The organism is Gimesia panareensis (genome assembly GCF_007748155.1).
Taxonomy (GTDB): domain Bacteria; phylum Planctomycetota; class Planctomycetia; order Planctomycetales; family Planctomycetaceae; genus Gimesia; species Gimesia panareensis.
The window spans coordinates 2784954-2801456 of record NZ_CP037421.1 but is presented as its reverse complement, the minus strand read 5'-3'; the positions used below and the strand labels follow the sequence as shown (position 1 = coordinate 2801456).

The 16503-nt window shown below is 53.2% G+C and carries 11 protein-coding genes; 8 read left to right on the top strand and 3 right to left on the bottom strand.

The window, feature by feature from the left end; all coding sequences use genetic code 11:
• Positions 1-103: 103 nt before the first annotated feature.
• Both csrA and Enr10x_RS10530 read right to left on the bottom strand, forming a co-directional pair.
• Entirely contained in the window at positions 104-337 is a 234-nt protein-coding gene (gene csrA / locus Enr10x_RS10535) for a carbon storage regulator CsrA (protein WP_145108251.1), read from the bottom strand.
• Positions 338-700: 363 nt separating this feature from the next.
• Positions 701-2143 (bottom strand): sulfatase family protein, encoded by a 1443-nt coding sequence (locus tag Enr10x_RS10530; protein ID WP_145449017.1) that lies wholly within the window; start codon positions 2141-2143, stop codon positions 701-703.
• Positions 2144-2348: 205 nt separating this feature from the next.
• Between Enr10x_RS10530 and Enr10x_RS10525 the strand changes: the two genes are divergently transcribed.
• The 5 genes from Enr10x_RS10525 (at position 2349) to Enr10x_RS10505 (ending at position 11645) form a co-directional block, all read left to right on the top strand.
• Positions 2349-4646, top strand: coding sequence for a transglutaminase family protein (locus Enr10x_RS10525; protein WP_145449016.1), 2298 nt, complete (start codon positions 2349-2351; stop codon positions 4644-4646).
• Positions 4647-4677: 31 nt separating this feature from the next.
• Positions 4678-5694: a hypothetical protein gene (locus tag Enr10x_RS10520; protein ID WP_145449015.1), complete on the top strand. Its 1017-nt coding sequence runs from the start codon at positions 4678-4680 to the stop codon at positions 5692-5694.
• Positions 5695-5776: 82 nt separating this feature from the next.
• On the top strand, positions 5777-6721 hold the full coding sequence (locus tag Enr10x_RS10515) for a rhomboid family intramembrane serine protease (protein WP_145108264.1): 945 nt from the start codon (positions 5777-5779) through the stop codon (positions 6719-6721).
• A 182-nt stretch (positions 6722-6903) separates the two neighbouring features.
• Positions 6904-9594: a M16 family metallopeptidase gene (locus tag Enr10x_RS10510; RefSeq protein WP_145108267.1), complete on the top strand. Its 2691-nt coding sequence runs from the start codon at positions 6904-6906 to the stop codon at positions 9592-9594.
• 320 nt (positions 9595-9914) lie between these two features.
• On the top strand, positions 9915-11645 hold the full coding sequence (locus Enr10x_RS10505) for a divalent metal cation transporter (protein WP_145108270.1): 1731 nt from the start codon (positions 9915-9917) through the stop codon (positions 11643-11645).
• Positions 11646-11700: 55 nt separating this feature from the next.
• Here the strand turns inward: Enr10x_RS10505 and Enr10x_RS10500 are convergent, their stop codons facing one another.
• Positions 11701-12471, bottom strand: a complete 771-nt coding sequence (locus Enr10x_RS10500) for a glycosyltransferase family 2 protein (RefSeq protein WP_390621353.1) — start codon at positions 12469-12471, stop codon at positions 11701-11703.
• 506 nt (positions 12472-12977) lie between these two features.
• Here Enr10x_RS10500 and Enr10x_RS10495 point away from each other — a divergent pair.
• From Enr10x_RS10495 to Enr10x_RS10485, 3 genes are all read left to right on the top strand, one after another.
• The gene (locus tag Enr10x_RS10495) at positions 12978-14426 is read left to right on the top strand and encodes a tetratricopeptide repeat protein (RefSeq protein WP_145449014.1); all 1449 of its coding nucleotides are present in this window, start codon (positions 12978-12980) and stop codon (positions 14424-14426) included.
• 533 nt (positions 14427-14959) lie between these two features.
• Entirely contained in the window at positions 14960-15133 is a 174-nt protein-coding gene (locus tag Enr10x_RS10490; protein ID WP_002649391.1) for a Flp family type IVb pilin, read from the top strand.
• Positions 15134-15711: 578 nt separating this feature from the next.
• Complete coding sequence (locus tag Enr10x_RS10485) at positions 15712-16263, top strand: A24 family peptidase (RefSeq protein WP_145108276.1); 552 nt, start codon at positions 15712-15714, stop codon at positions 16261-16263.
• Positions 16264-16503: the final 240 nt, after the last annotated feature.

The following is a 16503-nucleotide window of genomic DNA, read 5'->3' as shown; positions in this document are numbered from 1 at the left end:
TCGTGGTGGGAGGTCGGGGAGCTATGGGGTGGGGATGCCGCCCGGACAGGGGCAGGAAAGCGCGGGAGCGCTTCCTCCAGCTGTCCGATTTCAGGGAACCGATTCAGGAAATCGAGCCACAAAAGGCGAGGGAAAACTGAGAGTTTTCTCGCATCCCTTCCTGTGTGGCGGTTTCCTGAGTCACAGTCTGTTTGACCTGCTCGGGACGGGAAATCGCAATTTCCCGGGGGGCGGAAATACCCAGCCGAACGACCCCTTTACGGGTTTCGATGACGGTAATCTGGATGTTGTCGCCAATCTGAATGGTTTCGTTGACTTTGCGGGATAAGACCAACATTTGAAGACTCCTTCTTGCAATGCGATACAGAATGTGTGTGTTTGAAACAACTCGAATTCTGCCTGGGTGGGGTACGGATGCAAGTCGATCTGTAAATCGATTGTGTTCCGCTCTGTGTACCGAAATACTCTTGGACGTTTCGGTGGTAGAATCAGGCAACCAAATGGACTATTGAGTCAGTCGTTCGACTCAATTCAGCAACTAATTTGCTGTCACGGGTCTCTTATTATTAAGGGCTCGCTCCTCCAGCGGCGAGCATGCGGCCGGCTCCTGCCGGGCAAGTAGTTGATTGCTGGCGCGAAATGTATAGCAGTTTGATTTTTCTTGCAAGACCAGTTTTGACTTTTTTACAAAATTGTCGATTCAGGAGCCCTGCTCTTCCTGTTTCAGCACCGGATCATTGACCGATTTCATGTTCGAGAGAATCTTCTGGTGCAGCTGGTCGCGGATTTTTCTGACCTGGGGATCGTCGGAATTGATTAAATTCGTAGCTTCCTGCGGGTCGGTGGTCAGGTGATAAAGTTCGTCCCGTTCGGGGTTTAGGAAGTCGCGAATCAGCTTCCATTCTGGTGTGCGATACATCCGCATGTGGGTGTGCGACTGATGTTTCGTGCTGTACTCGGCGTAGAAGTCGTTGTCCCAGTCTGTTGCCTCTGCCTGTTTCAGGAGCGGCACAAAACTTGTGCCACGAATCGTCAGATTTTCAGGAAGATCGACCTGGGCCATCTCCAGCAGGGTCGGAAACCAGTCCACATTGGAGACGGTTCCTTTCACGATCTGTCCTGACTTAGTGACTCCCGGCCAGAGGACAGCGGTGGGAACCCGGATGGAATTATCATACATGTTGGGCCGCTGCCCTTTGGGGATATTTTTCGTCGCGGGGGGATTGTGATTGAGCACCCAGTGCCCGTTTCCTTTGTGCCAGATGCCGTTGTGTCCCATGTTGTAGCCATGATCGCTGGAGAAGATCACAATTGTATTCTCGTCCAGATTCAGCTGCTTCAGCGTTTCCAGCAGGCGTCCCACATTTCGATCCACGCTGGCGACGCTGGCCAGATATTCGCGGGTCATCTGCTTGACCCGTTTCGTATTCAGGTCCGGATAGTCGGGATTAGGGATCTGGGGATCGAGGTCCTTGAAGGGAGCCCAGTCTTCGTCAGCGACCGGCAGCCAGCGTGTGTGTGGGGCGCGAAAGTGCAGCGAGAGCATGAAGGGTTTGGCTGATTCCTGGCTGATGAACCGGATGGCATCATCTACAAGGATGTCCGGCAACAGACCTTTGAGTTTCTGGTCTTTGCCGTTGACCTCGAGTGTCGGATCTTTGGGGACGTTCCCTCCACTGCGAAAGCCCATGAAGTAGTCGTAGCCGAACTGCGTCGGATGCTGTTTGTCGAGCAGACCCAGGTGCCACTTTCCGATCAGGCCGGTCCGATAGCCGGCATCATTGAGCAGTTTGACCCAGGTGACCGTATCGGGTTTCAATCCCAGCTCCGGTTCGGTGCGGGGATGCAGCCAGTCGGTGATTCCCAGTTCGCTGCCGTAGCGGCTGGTGATCAGGCTGGCACGAGAGGGACTACAGACCGGTGTGGTGGTAAAAGAGTTCACCAGATAGGCACCGTTTTGAAAGATCTGGTCGATGTGTGGTGTCTTCGCATGGGGATGCCCGGACTTTCCGAGTGCCCAGGGAGCCTGATCATCAGTGAACAGAAACAGGATGTTGGGCTGAGAGGCAGCCTGGGCGGTCTGTATTCCCGGGGTGATCACGAGGCAGAAAACGATGAAGAAAGCGTAGAGCACGGAGCGCATGGTGTCAGCCCTTAAAACAGCTTGAGATATTGCAATGATTCAGGACTCCAGCTTCTCATCTGGGACAGGGAACGTCAAGTGAGGTGCGGGACGCTGCCAGGATTGCAGGAAAAGGGGGATCTTTTTTGCATTCTGCCTTGCCGTCACATACAATCAGAATGAATAAGTAGCTCATTCCCCCCTTCCTTTTTGAGGATGCCTGCCCATGTTCAGACGTCTTTCCCGGGCTGGACGCGTTGAATTCAAATCCCTGACGGTTTTCAGTTTTGTCTGCATGCTGCTGTTGCCACTGATGGCGCTGGCGGAAGAACAGCCACTGGAGGCCCGGCGTCCACAGGCGAAGCAAAACAAAGCCGATCAGGGGCTGACCGCGGAAGAACTCGCGGAGCGTGCCAGGGAATCGGTTGTGTCCGTTTCCTTTGCCGGGCGCGATGGTCAACAGGCCGGACTGGGAACCGGATTTGTGATCGGCGCGGACGGGCTGATCGCGACCAACCTGCATGTGATTGGCGAAGCGCGACCGATCAGCGTGCAACTGGCGGATGGGACGAAGTATGAAGTCCAGGAAGTCTTTGCCACCGATCGGCTGATGGACCTGGCGGTATTGAAGATCTCAGTCACTGATCTGAAGCCACTCAAACTGGCAGAACCGGAGACGCTGAAACAGGGCGCGGAAATCGTCGTGCTGGGGAACCCCCAGGGGCTGCGGTACAGTGTGGTCAAAGGGGTGAATTCGGGAACACGCGAAATCGACGGCAAGCCGATGATCCAGCTGGCGATTCCGATTGAGCCCGGTAACAGCGGCGGTCCTGTATTGGATTCACGGGGACACGTGCAGGGAATCGTGACACTCAAGTCGGCGGTCACCCGGAATCTGGGGTACGCCGTGAATATCAGCGCCTTGAAAGGTCTGCTGGAAAAACCGAATCCAGTGCCGATCGAACGCTGGCTGACGATTGGCACCCTGGATGAGCATCTCTGGAAACCCCTGTTCGGTTCGCGGTGGCGACAACGGGCGGGGCGAATTCAGGTCGATGGCTTTGGCTCCGGCCTGGGCAGCCGTTCGTTGTGTGTGTCCCAGGAAGCCTTGCCTGAACTTCCCTACGAGGTGGCTGTAGAGGTCAAGCTCGATGATGAATCGGGGGCTGCGGGGCTGATTTTCTATTCCGATGAAAATACAAAGCATTACGGTTTTTATCCGAGCAACAAGAGTCTGCGCATCAGTCGATTCGACGGACCGGATGTATTTCTGTGGCGGGTGCTGGATGAGAAGAAGAGCAACGCCTATCGCGAGGGGGAATGGAATCATCTGAAAGTCCGTCTGGAGACCGATCGCATTCTCTGCTTTGTGAACGATGAAAAAGTGTTTGAGGTCAAAGATCAGCACTATACCGAAGGGAAAGTGGGACTGGCCAAGTTCCGGAATACGGTGGCTTCGTTCCGGGGATTTCAGGTGGGTTCTCAGATTCCCCCCTACCGTCCTTCCAAAGAGACTGCGCAGAAAATTCTGGATCTGACCGAGGATCTCCGCGTGGATCGACCGCCACAGGCGGATCTGATCGAGGCGGTGGTCAAGGAGACCGACGAGCGGCGGGCACAGCAGGCTTTGCAGGAGCGGGCACGACTGCTGCAGAAACAGGCCGAACGTTTGAAACAGCTGGCGCAGTCGATCCATGAACGTGCTGTGCGCGATGAGCTCAAGGCGATTTTTACCAGCGAGAAAAAGGAAGCGGACATCGATCTGATGGCAGCGGCGCTGCTGGTGGCCCGGCTGGATAACAATGAAGTAGAGCCCAAGGTCTATCTGGGGCAGATGACCAGCATGGTCAACGAGATCAAAAAGACGCTGCCCGAGGATGCGAATGCGAAAGCGAAGCTCAAGGCGCTGAATCAGTACCTGTTTCACGAAACCGGTTTCCACGGGAGCCGTACCAACTATTACAGTCGCTCCAACAGCTATATTAATGAGACGATCGAAGACCGCGAAGGCTTGCCGATCACCCTCTCGGTACTCTATATGGAACTGGGGAGACGACTGGGGCTGGACATCGACGGCGTAGGGCTGCCCGGACATTTTGTAGTGCGCGTCAATTCCACTGCGGAAAAGGGCGAACTGGTCGATGTCTTCGAGGGGGGCGAAACTCTGAGCGAAGAAGCCGCGAAGGTCATGATTCTCTCTGCAAACGGAGGGCGGTTCGATGGCGAATATCTCAAAGCGCAACCCAAACGCGATATTATTCAGCGAATGTTGCGGAACCTGTTGAATATCGCACGGGACGATGAAGACGTGCAGTCGATGCTGCGTTACGTCGAGACGATGATCGCCATCGATGAGGAACTGCTCCAGGAACGCTGGTTGCGGGCGGTACTGCGTTATCAGACCGGCCGTATCTCCGAGGCCATTGCGGATACGGATTATCTACTGGAAAAGTCACCCGAAGGATTCGACCTGAGGCGGATTCATGAATTTCGCAACTACCTGGAAACGGTAAGACAGGATTGAAGCCATTCCCCTGCCCGATGGGAGATCTGAGATGAACTGGATCCGGTGCGCTCTGGCTGGATTGTTTCTGTTATTGATGACTGTGAAACTACCCGCCGCCCATCCGCTGGCGGCACCGGGGGTGACCAGCCTGACGAATCCCCAGGTCAAATATCGCTTGACTGATCAGCATGCCATCGTTTTGAAACGGGGCAAGGTCACAGCAGTGATTGTGGATAATGCGGCTGTCGATACAAAACTGCTGCCGGGACACCGCGCCGGTTATAACGGCCTGGCTTCACTCAAATATGAGGGGCAGGAAGAGAATCTGTTTGTGCCTGCGCTGGCAGGTTTGAATTTTGAGCACATTCATGACGGCACGACCAGGCTGCCGGAAAAATTTGAGCCCCGAAAATTTCCGATGCAGATCAGGATCATTTCGGATGACACCGTAGAGCTGTATCAGGCACCAACGCAGAACTGGAAACTGGAGAGTTGCGGCCGTTACCAGATCCTGGCCGACGGGACGATTGAGTACACGTTTGAGTGCATTCCGCATGCGGATCTGTTCAAAAACGGGTATATCGGCCTGTTCTGGGCCAGCTATATTCAGGCTCCCGAAGACCGGCGGATTCATTTTTACGGGAGGCGAACAGACCGTCCGGATCAGCGGGAGCAGTTTCTGGATGCCCGGACCCCATCCCACGGAGTGGACAGTACTCATCCCCCCGCCTGGGCGCGGTTCCGTCCCCGGGTGGCTGCTGATTTTCCGCTGACATTGGTCAATCATCCCTCTGCGTATGTGTATTCGCGTCCGTGGTACTATGGTATTCGTGACAATTATGCTTATACTCAGCTGTTCCGGCCGCGGGATCAGATCTGGTTCGCCCAGTCGCCGACCGGGGGCGGAAAACAGAATCCCGCCTGGGATTTTCAATGGTTTATTCCGGACTATCAGCCGGGAGAAGCCTACGGTTTCATCATGCGGGCGCATTATGCTCCCTGGTCTGACCGCACGACTTTAGAAAAACAAATTCAAACACACTTATCTGCCCTGAAGCAGGACTGATTTCTCCCGTTTTACCTGCGGGTCTGTTAATGCCTGACATGGAAGTCATTGTTGTTAAGCAGGGGCATGGATTGTACGAACGATGAGAAAAATTGGCACGCTGCCTTCAGAGCAGCAGGCAAAACTGTTTGAAGATTTTCTGCTCACAGAACAGATCGGTGCCAATATCGATGCCTCTGGAGATGAGTGGAATATCTGGGTCCTGGATGAAGACCAGGTCGAGCAGGCCAAAAGCGAACTGGCTGCCTTTGAGCAGGAACCCACCGCTGCGAAGTATCAGGCCGCAACCCGACAGGCAGAGGCCATTCGGGACGAGAAAATCGCTCAGGCGCGGGCTGCTGTCAAACGGCAGGTCAAGGTTCGGGAAACCTGGAATCAGCCGTTTACCAGTCGTTGTCCGGTCACCTCTCTGCTGATTGGTGTCAGCGTAGTTGTGTACATTTTTCTGGAATACAGTGACTTCAGCATTCAGATTCGTCAGGCTCTGGGTATCTGCTCGTTTCAGGTCTCCGGCGATATGATTCGTTATGATACCCGGTTGCTGGATATCCGAGAGGGCGAATTCTGGCGGCTGATTACCCCCATTTTCATGCATTTTAATTTCATGCATATTCTATTTGACGGTTTCATGACCTATCAGCTGGGAGGGGCGATTGAGATCAAAAAGGGGAGTACCAAACTGGCGCTGATGGTGATCCTGATCGCCATCCCTTCTAATCTGGCACAGTTTTACTGGGGAGGCGATCACTTTTCCAATGGAGGCCCGGGGTTTGGAGGGCTTTCCGGAGTGGTATATGGTTTGTTTGGTTATATGTGGATGAAAAGCCAATACGATCCCCAATCCTCTTTTTATGTGCCCCCCAACATGGTGACCATTCTCATGGTCTTCTACTTTTTATGTCTCTCTGGAGTCTTTGAGGAATTCACGGGCAAGATTGCGAACATGGCACATACTGTCGGCTTGATTATGGGCATTGCGATCGGGTTGGGGTCGACGTGGCTGCGCGAGGCCGGCAAATCAAGGTGAACTGGGCGAAATCTACAGTCAGTGATTGTTGCCCTTCCGCGAATCGCCTATAATTCGACAAGAGTATGCTGACGCTGTTGAGTTAAGAACAACAACTAATATTGCTGAACCTCTCAAGTGGAGCGAGATATCGGATGATGAATCGACAAAAATGGAGTTTAACCGCAGGGGTACTTTTCGTAATGAGCTTTGTTTCCCAATCGTTTGTGACGGCAGCAGACAGCCCTGCTCCTCCCCAGAAAATCCGGACCGTGGAAGGGATCACGGAATATACCCTGGAGAACGGGATGAAAGTTCTGCTGTTCCCCGACCCTTCCAGTCCCAAGGTGACCGTTAACCTGACACTGCTGGTCGGCTCGCGTCACGAGGGATATGGCGAAACGGGCATGGCGCACCTGCTCGAGCACATGCTGTTTAAAGGGACGCCTACGCATCAGAATATTCCCAAGGAACTGCAGGCCCGCGGTGCCCAGTTCAACGGCACGACCTGGTACGACCGGACCAACTACTACGAAACGCTGCCGGCCAGTGAAGACAACCTGGAGTTCGCACTGAAAATGGAAGCCGACCGCATGATCAACAGTTATGTGAAGGCGGAAGATCTGGCGTCAGAAATGACGGTCGTGCGAAACGAATTTGAACGGGGCGAAAACAGCCCGGCCCGCATGCTGATGCAGAAAGTGATGGCGACCGCCTTTGAATGGCACAACTACGGAAAATCAACCATTGGCAACCGGGCCGATATCGAGCGGGTGCCCATCGATCGCCTGAAAGGGTTCTACAAGAAATATTATCAGCCCGACAACGCCGTGCTGATTGTGGCCGGTAAGTTCGAACAGGACGAGGCGCTCAAACTGATCAACAAGTACTTTGGTACGATTCCCCGTCCCGAACGGAAACTCGATAAGACTTATACGGAAGAACCTCCACAGGAAGGCGAACGGATTGTCACGCTGCGACGGATTGGCGAAGTGCCTGTCGTGGGAGTGGCTTACCACATCCCTGCCGCCGCCCACAAAGACATGGCGGCTCTGGATGTGCTGGAATCGACGCTGACCGATGATCCTTCTGGTGTCCTCTATCAGGCCCTGGTAAAAACCAAGAAAGCGTCCAGCGTTTCCGGTTCCATCTTTGCACTGCACGATCCGGGAGTGCTGCGGCTGATGGTCGAAGTCGTGAAAGGCAACGATCCGCAGGTGGTCCTGGGGATCATGTTCGATACGCTGCAGGAAGTGCGGGAAAAAGGGATCTCACCTGAGAACGTCGCCCGCGCCAAAGAAAAACTGCTGAAACAGTACGAGCAGGCGGAAAACAACAGTTCCCGCCTGGCGGTGGAACTTTCTGAGTGGGTGGCGATGGGGGACTGGCGTCTGCGGTTCCTGTATCGCGATGCCCTCGAGAAAGTCACCCCCGCTGATGTCAAACGGGTCGCGGATGAATACCTGAAGGAAAACAACCGGACGGTGGGCATCTTCGTTCCCGTGGAAGAGAGCCAGAAAGTGGCGATTCCCCAGATCGCTGATATCGAGAAGATGATTGGCGATTACAAGGGGCGCGAAGCGGTCGCCATGGGTGAAAACTTCGACGTCTCTCCCGAGAATATCAACAAACGCACCACGGTCAAAACACTGTCGGATGGTGTGAAAGTCGCTTTGCTCTCCAAGAAGACCCGCGGTGAAGAGGTTAATCTCAAGATGACGCTCCGCTACGGGAACCTGGAAAATCTGCAGGGCAAACGAACGGCCTGCGAGTTTTTGCCCGCAGTGATGAAACGGGGGACAAAGAATCTGAACCGCCAGCAGATTGAGGATGAGCTCAATAAGCTGCGTGCTCAGTTACTGCTTTCCGGTTCGCCGGGCGAATTGAATGTGTCGATTAAAACCCGTCGCGACAGCCTGGGTAAAGTCCTCGAGATTCTTCGCCAGATTCTCCGCGAGCCAACGCTGCCCGCCACTGAACTGGAAGTTTTGAAAACGCAGTATCTTGCGACGGTGGATAAGCAGAAGACCGATCCCCAGTCCCGGGCGATTCTTTCGGTACGGCGGCAACTGCGGCCCTATGCTCCGGAAGATCCCCGCTATATTCCCGATCTCGATCAGGAGTCCGCCCGGATCAAAGCATTGACCCAGAGTGATCTGCAGACCCTGTATGAAAACTTTCTGGGAGCCTCGGTGGGGGAAATTGCCGTCGTGGGAGATTTCGCGGAAGACGAAGTCTTCGATCAGCTGGGTTCAATACTGGGAGGCTGGAAATCTTCTGCCGAGTATGCCCATATCCCGGCTGAACCACATAAGCTTCCCGGTAAACTGACCGAGATTATCATTCCCGATAAAGCGAATGCCTTTTACTTCGCTGGTCTGACCTTCCCGATGAACAGCATGTCTCCCGACTACCCGGATCTGATTGTCGCTGGTTCCGTTTTGGGTTCCAGTGGTCTGTCTTCTCGATTAGGGGATCGCGTGCGACAGAAGGAAGGCCTGGCGTATGGGGTCGGGGCATTCATTCATGCGGATGCGGTCGATCCCCGCGGATCGATTTCGATCTACGCCAGTTGTAACCCGGACAACATGGACAAAGTGGAAGTCGCGATCAAGGAAGAACTGGAACTGCTGATCAACAAAGGGATCACCAGCGAAGAACTGGCGAACGCCCAGAAAGGCTACCTGGAACAGCAGGAAGTCTCGCGCACCAGCGATTCCTCGCTGGCCAGTATTCTGTCGAATAATCTTTTTGCCGATCGTGATATGACGTATTACATCGATCTGGAAAAGAAGATCAACGCTGTTTCCACCGAAGCGGCTCAGAAGGCCTTTGCGAAATTCATCAATCCCCAGGACCTGATCATTGTGGTCTCGGGAAGTTTGAAGAAATAAACTCTTAGGATATTCATCTGAATTGAATTGGGCGGCTCAGACGTGTTCGTTTGAGCCGCTTTTTTTGTCTGCCGAGAAGGCTGTTTCTTAATCTACTTTAGTTTTCTGTCTCGTTGTTCCAGCGCTGACTCTGAAAGTGGAATCGTTCTTAAACTGGCTGAATTGTCAGCCTGTTCTCGACTTCACAGTTGACTGAAAGTCGGAGGGGATCAATCAACGATGCTTGATTCTCGCTCTGGAAGTGGTTACCTTGGCTTCTTGTCTTAAGAACCGACGTAAATTAACTCGCCCGATAAATATAGATACAGCAAGAGTTTGCAATGACTGAAGAAGCAGACAATTCCCGAATTGAACAAGATCGCCAGTTGATCCTGGATGCGAAACAGCGTGGTACTGGTGCCAAGCTGATGGCGTACACGAAGCTTTCCGGTCCCGGGTGGTTGCAGAGCGCGATTACCCTGGGGGGCGGGTCGCTGGCCGGCGGGCTCTATCTGGGGATTCTGTCCGGTTATCACCTGATGTGGCTGCAGCCGCTGGCCATGATTCTGGGGGTGATCATGTTGAGCGCCATCGGTTATGTTGCTCTCTCGACAAAGGAGCGGCCGTTTGCTGCCATCAATACACATATCAATCCCGTGCTGGGCTGGGGCTGGGCGATTGCCACTCTGATGGCGAACCTGGTGTGGTGTATGCCACAATTCTCCCTGGGGACTGCAGCGCTGCAGCAGAACCTGGCGCCTGAGATCTTTACGAACAATGACAACGGGAAAATTCTTGCAGTGGCGATGCTGTTCGTACTGTCCGGGATCGTGATCTGGTTCTACGATTCCGGCGGATGGGGTATCAAACTGTTTGAAGCGATTCTGAAGTTCCTGGTGGGGATTGTGGTGATCTGTTTCTTTGGTGTGGTCATCAAGATGAGTGTCTCCACCAATGACCTGGACTGGGGCAAAATTCTGGCGGGATACATTCCCAATTTCAGCTTGTTTAACAATCCCTCTCCTGAATTCTCCGGCGTGTTATCCGAAGCCGGGAAATATGCCGAATACTGGAAAAATCTGATTGTCGGCAATCAGCAGAAGGTGATGATCACCGCTGCCGCCACTGCAGTCGGCATCAATATGACGTTCCTGTTACCCTACTCCATGCGGGCGAAAGGCTGGGATAAGGATTTCCGTGGTCTGGCGATGTTCGACCTGTCGACCGGGCTGTTTGTGCCTTTTGTGCTGGCAACCAGTTGCGTGGTGATTGCGGCTGCTTCCCAGTTTCATGCGAAGCCTGCAGCTGGTCTGTTGGGTGAAAAAGATGCCCAGGGCCAGGTGGTCCAGGCAGACCCCGGACTGCTGGGGCAGTATCATAAGCTGCTGGATAATCGGATCAAGACGGAAGTCTCTCCGGAAGAGTGGGACGCATTGTCAAAGGACTCCGAGGCACTGGCCCAGAAACGGGATGCACTCCCCCTGCCGGAACGCAAGCTGGCAGCAATGCTGGTGAATCGGGACGCCTTCCAGTTGGCCTCGGCCCTGAAGCCGCTGGCGGGAGAGACGGTCTCACAATTAGTGTTCGGGATCGGCGTGTTGTCGATGGCGGTTTCAACCATCATCATTCTGATGCTGATCAACGGTTTTGTGTTCTGTGAAATGCTGGGAGTCGAACCCAAAGGCATGTATCATCGAATCGGCTGTTTCATGCCGGCGATTACCGGTTCCATTGGTTCCTTCTTCTGGAAAGGGGATGCCAAAGCGTGGCTGGCGGTGCCGACTTCCATGTTCGGGATGGTGCTGCTGCCGATCGCTTATCTGACTTTCTTCTTCATGATGAATTCGAAACAGATCCTGGGAGAGCGGATTCCTACCGGGGGGAAACGAATCGTCTGGAACCTGGCGATGGGGATTGCTACCCTGCTGGCGACGTTCGGCTCACTCTTCAGTATCAAATCCAGTGGGTTTTCTACCTATGGATTTGCTGCACTGGGGGGCTTTGTTGCTCTGGCCCTGATCGTGCACTTTGTCCGTAAACCGGTTCCTGCGGAGCCCCCTGCGGCAGAATAGTAGACCAGAAAATCACAGATTTCAGTAAGGCAGGTTTTCCAGCGGGAGGCCTGCCTTATTTTTGTGAGGCCTGCTGCAGCTGTACGCGGTTGTCGGCATCCGAGTCGGTCTGCTTGCTGAAGAAGATCTTCGACGGACGGATCCGCAGACGTTGTGCCCAGAAACGGGCCAGGACTGACAGAGTGCAGAGACCATATTTGACGCAGCGGCGGAAGTTGATACTGGAGGCTTCCGGGAAATAGCGGACCGGAACCGGAATGTCACCCATGCGGAACTGGAAGTAAACCGCCTGTGCCAGGAACTGGCTGTCGAAGACAAAGTCGTCGGAGTTGCGTTCGAACGGAATTGTCTCCAGGACTTCCCTGCGGTAGGCGCGGAAGCCGCTGTGAAAATCCCCCAGGTTCTGACCAAGGGCGATGTTTTCGGTAATTGTCAGCAGGCGGTTGGCGATGTATTTCCAGGCAGGCATGCCACCGGCGAGGGCTTCCTGACGCGTGCGGATCCGTGAGCCCAGAACGACATCACAGATTCCCAGCTTGAGTAACTCAACGGCGATGCCCACGACGCGGCTGTCGTACTGATAGTCGGGATGCAGCATCACAACGTATTCGGCACCATGATCGAGGGCATACTGATAACAGGTTTTCTGATTGCCGCCATAGCCCCGGTTTTCTTTATGCTTGATAACGGTGAGCCCTTCCCGCAACGCGATGTCGATCGTGGCATCCGTACTGCCATCATCGACCAGGATGATTTCGTCGACGACGTCCTGGGGCAGATCGGCCAGAGTTTTAAGTAACGTCGGGGCGGCATTAAAAGCCGGCATGATGACGACTGTTTTACCGCTAGTTATTTGATTTTCCTGGGCTTGCTGTGGTTCCCGTAATGTCTCCGGCTGTGGAGCATAAGCCTGTTCAATTTCTTCCAGCAGTGGTTCCAGATTCTGAAACTGGGACATCATCTCGGCACAGTCAGGTGCGAGGACAGGTTCGGTGATTTCCAGGCTGGTGTCGGAACTGGTTTGTGATTTGAGCACGTTACTCTCCGGAGCGGATATGAAATGGGATGACTGCCTGAATGCAGTCTGGATAATGATCTAACCAAGCCTAGCTCACGATCTTCTCTCGACCGTGCAGGGAAATCGTGGGGCTCAGAGCGAACTGTGAAATGCTTCCGGTTACAACGATTCTGCCGGCTCTCGTGTCCGGCAGATCTGGGGACGTTGTCTAAAATCAACATTTTTCCCAAAGCATCTGCAAACGCCAGATCACAAACTATGTTTTGAATACGTGAAGCTCCATTCCCGTATTCTCTCTGAACTGGTGAATTTCCATGACAAGTCGCAAGCGAGTAGAACTGCCCTGGCAACTCTGGCAGGCCGTTAAGAGTCAGAAGATCCCGCTGGTCTCTCTGGCACTGGTGGTGCTGGTCAGTTACGGGGTGGCTGTGACTTTCGATTTTGTGAACTGGGATGATCCGTGGTATGTGATTGAGAATCCATTGATCAAGAGCTGGCAACCGGAGAATCTGCAGCAGGTGGCCACGAAAGTGGTGACACGTAATTATGCGCCGTTGACGATTCTTTCCTTCCTGATTGATCATACGCTGTATGGTTTGTGGGCCGGCGGATATCATCTGACCAATGTACTGCTGCATCTGGTCAATGTGGTTCTGGCTTACCTGCTGGTGACCCGCCTGAGTGGAAATCGACTGGTGGGCTGGGCGACGGCTGCGGTGTTTGCGATTCATCCGGTCCAGGTGGAAACCGTGGTCTGGATCTCCTCGCGTAAAGGACTGTTGTCGGGAGCTTTTATCCTGGCATCACTCTGGTACTGGCTTCGCAAAGAGCGGACTCTGGAGCAGAATACCTGCGGATTTGTCTGTTTCATCGGGGCCCTGCTCTCCAAGGCCCTGGCGGTAGTCGTGCCGGCGATTGTGTTCTGTTACGACTACTGGGTGGCGAAGGTGCCCTTCCGGGAAGCGGTCAAACGGCAGATCTTTCCGGGTTGTTGCGCCCTGTTGCTGCTGGTGATCACCATGCTGGCACAGACGAGTGAACTGGGAGGCGTGCGCGATCACTTCGGGATGAGCAAACTCGAACTTCTCTCCGTTGACAGCGTGATCATGTCGAAATACGTGCAGATGCTGGTCTGGCCTCAGACTCGTTCGGTGTTATACGACCCGCCTGTCACGGGGATTGGCGGGCTGGTCCTGCTGGCGGTGGTCTGCTGGCTGACGGCAGCGGTGCTGTTTGCACGGATGGGAAAACGGGAACCGCTGATTCTGTTTGCGGGAGCCACATTTGTGCTGCTCTTACTGCCCGTACTCAATCTGTTTCCCATTACCACATTGATGAATGACCGCTATCTGTATCTGCCCTGTATCCCGTTTTTCGGATTATTATTCAGCGGCGTCTATCAGATACTGGAACGACTTAAAGAACGAGTATTGATCGGATATTACGGCAGGCAACGTGTGTCCGGCTATCTGGTCCCGGCGGTGTTTGGCATCCTGGTGCTGGCGCTGGTCAGTCGTTTCAGTCTCCAGACCGAACAGTATCTGGGCGTCTGGAAGAACGGACTCAGCCTGTGGCAGTATACCTCTCGGCAGGTGCCCCAGTTGCCCGTGGTGCAAATTCAGCTGGCGAACAGCTATCACCAGCAGGGAGATTCCGCGCGGGCGGTCGCGATCCTCAGGCAGGCTCTGCGAGACACGGATCCGGATCGTCTGGATCAGGCGCGTATAGAGCAGAAGCTCAATGACTGGCAGTCGGACGATTAATTCGCATAGGCACGCGTTCATCTCTGCGGACAAGCTTGTACGATCGCTGTCGAATTATTTTTTGATGACTCAAAAATAATCGTCCGTTGCCGTTTCTCAACAGGGGAAAACGGCACTTTCCCGGTAATAGTTTGCGCGAACTTGAGCGTTTCTTTTATGAAACCGGTAAATATTATCCAGAAATCTTTTCTTTCTCTGCTTGACTGTTTTAACCCGTGACCTAGGTTTAGGTGTCAGCAGTTTGTTCCTGAAGATAAAAAAATGGAGCAGCTGCTCACAACAGAAATGACATCATACCGGAAAGCAATTTCTGGTTTTATATGAGTTCATTCTACACCAATATTTTTCTGCAATCGTTTTTTCGATTGCAGGAATCTGCTCTTCTAAGAGGGGGCATATTGGCCGCTTCTGCTGAGGACGTCACTCAGAGAGGCAATGTTTCGGGTGAGCTGTGGTTCATGACCATGGCTTGGTTGTTTTGTCGATGCATGTGGTTCATGACTCGACTCCAATTGGAAAGAAAGAGAGCAACAATGAAGAATCTGACAAAGAGCATCAAGAATTTCCTGGTTTCAGAAGATGGTCCTACAGCTGTTGAATACGCTGTAATGCTGGCTCTGATCGTGATCGTTTGTCTGACTGCCATCCAGGCTGTTGGTACAAACGCCAATGCGAAATTCGAAGCTGTTCGTGATGCGTTGACCTAATAGGGGCGACCTGTATCGCAACGAATTTAAGAGTAAATCGCTCAGTCGAACTTTTCGGCTGAGCGTTTTCTCGCGTAACGGGAGACTGAAATTCAGGGCCTCAGCCTGCCCCGGCAAAAAAATCCCCATGTGTTTCAATCACTGTTTGTAATTAAGGAGAGTGCAGTATGTTTCCGTTTTATGTTGATGCCCACCAGGCGGGAGCAGTTCTGGAGTTCATGATGATGATGATGATGTTCATTGTCTGGTTTACTTCTCTGCTGACCGGCAGCCGCTGCTAGTGTCTGAATCAGACCTGAAAGAGCATGTTGTCTGTCATGGTCCACACGCTTGCAGGCGTGCTGTTGAGACGTGGAAAAACCGTTGTTTTTTCAAGATATTCCCAGCTCTGCCTCGTTTGTGACCTAGACTGATTAATAAGAATACAACTGATCTCAGCTCAGAATTTCTGCCCTGCCCGGCAGTGAGATGCACAAGCAACAGATCACATTTGAGCTGTGACTAACTGACAAGAACTATCCCTCAGGAAATGCCTTGAACGGCATTTCACTCAGATTGAAATAAGAAAGGCCATATTGATGGATTGGCAACAGTTACTTCTCGAGAATTGGCATGTTAAGTTTGTTTCCATCGTCTTGATTTATGCTGCTTACATTGATGGTAAAGAACTGCGGGTTCCGAACTGGATTACCTATCCAATGGTCCTTTCCGGTCTGGTCTACATGACCTGGACCGGTGGTCTGGCCGGACTCGGCTGGGGCCTGCTGGGGATGGTGGTGGGGCTGGCGACACTGCTGCCGCTGTACAGTGTCGGGGGCATGGGCGCTGGTGATGTGAAACTGATGGCCGGCATTGGTGCCTGGCTGGGAGTCAAAATCACCTTCTATGCGTTCTGTGTGACCACCGTTGTGGGAGCCGTGATGGCAGTGGCCATGGTGCTCTACCGCAAGAGCTTCTACAAACACCTGGGACAGGCCATCATGATTCTGGACGAATGGCGTTCTGTAAAGAATCCCCGCGAACTGTCGCGGATTGCCAAAGATCGAAAGCCCACCATGTACCTTCTGCCGTACGGGATTCCGATCTGCATTGGATCAATCGCATACTTCTTCTATGCCGGACTACTGTAAGTCATCACAGGCAAAGCAAGTATGTGAAAATAGAAAAAATAAGAGTTGTGGGCTTCTTCGGTTAGCATGCTGAAGAGGCCGCTACAATCGGGATGATTATTTTAAACGATAAAATCGTTATAAATTGAAGCGATTACTCTCTCAGTGCCGATGTAGACCATGATGACAGAAATTCTTTTCTGTTGAACTGTGAAAGCAGTTACCCATCGGGTCAGTCACTTAGAGTCACAGTGCTCCTGG

Bases quoted from the DNA above. Each gene is read 5' to 3' on its own strand.
- Enr10x_RS10485 (WP_145108276.1), top strand. From the start codon at position 15,712: ATGGATTGGCAACAGTTACTTCTCGAGAATTGGCATGTTAAGTTTGTT.
- Enr10x_RS10500 (WP_390621353.1), bottom strand. From the start codon at position 12,471: ATGCCGGCTTTTAATGCCGCCCCGACGTTACTTAAAACTCTGGCCGAT.
- Enr10x_RS10515 (WP_145108264.1), top strand. From the start codon at position 5,777: ATGAGAAAAATTGGCACGCTGCCTTCAGAGCAGCAGGCAAAACTGTTT.
- Enr10x_RS10510 (WP_145108267.1), top strand. From the start codon at position 6,904: ATGAGCTTTGTTTCCCAATCGTTTGTGACGGCAGCAGACAGCCCTGCT.
- Enr10x_RS10530 (WP_145449017.1), bottom strand. From the start codon at position 2,143: ATGCGCTCCGTGCTCTACGCTTTCTTCATCGTTTTCTGCCTCGTGATC.
- Enr10x_RS10505 (WP_145108270.1), top strand. From the start codon at position 9,915: ATGACTGAAGAAGCAGACAATTCCCGAATTGAACAAGATCGCCAGTTG.
- Enr10x_RS10525 (WP_145449016.1), top strand. From the start codon at position 2,349: ATGTTCAGACGTCTTTCCCGGGCTGGACGCGTTGAATTCAAATCCCTG.
- Enr10x_RS10520 (WP_145449015.1), top strand. From the start codon at position 4,678: ATGAACTGGATCCGGTGCGCTCTGGCTGGATTGTTTCTGTTATTGATG.
- csrA (WP_145108251.1), bottom strand. From the start codon at position 337: ATGTTGGTCTTATCCCGCAAAGTCAACGAAACCATTCAGATTGGCGAC.
- Enr10x_RS10495 (WP_145449014.1), top strand. From the start codon at position 12,978: ATGACAAGTCGCAAGCGAGTAGAACTGCCCTGGCAACTCTGGCAGGCC.
- Enr10x_RS10490 (WP_002649391.1), top strand. From the start codon at position 14,960: ATGAAGAATCTGACAAAGAGCATCAAGAATTTCCTGGTTTCAGAAGAT.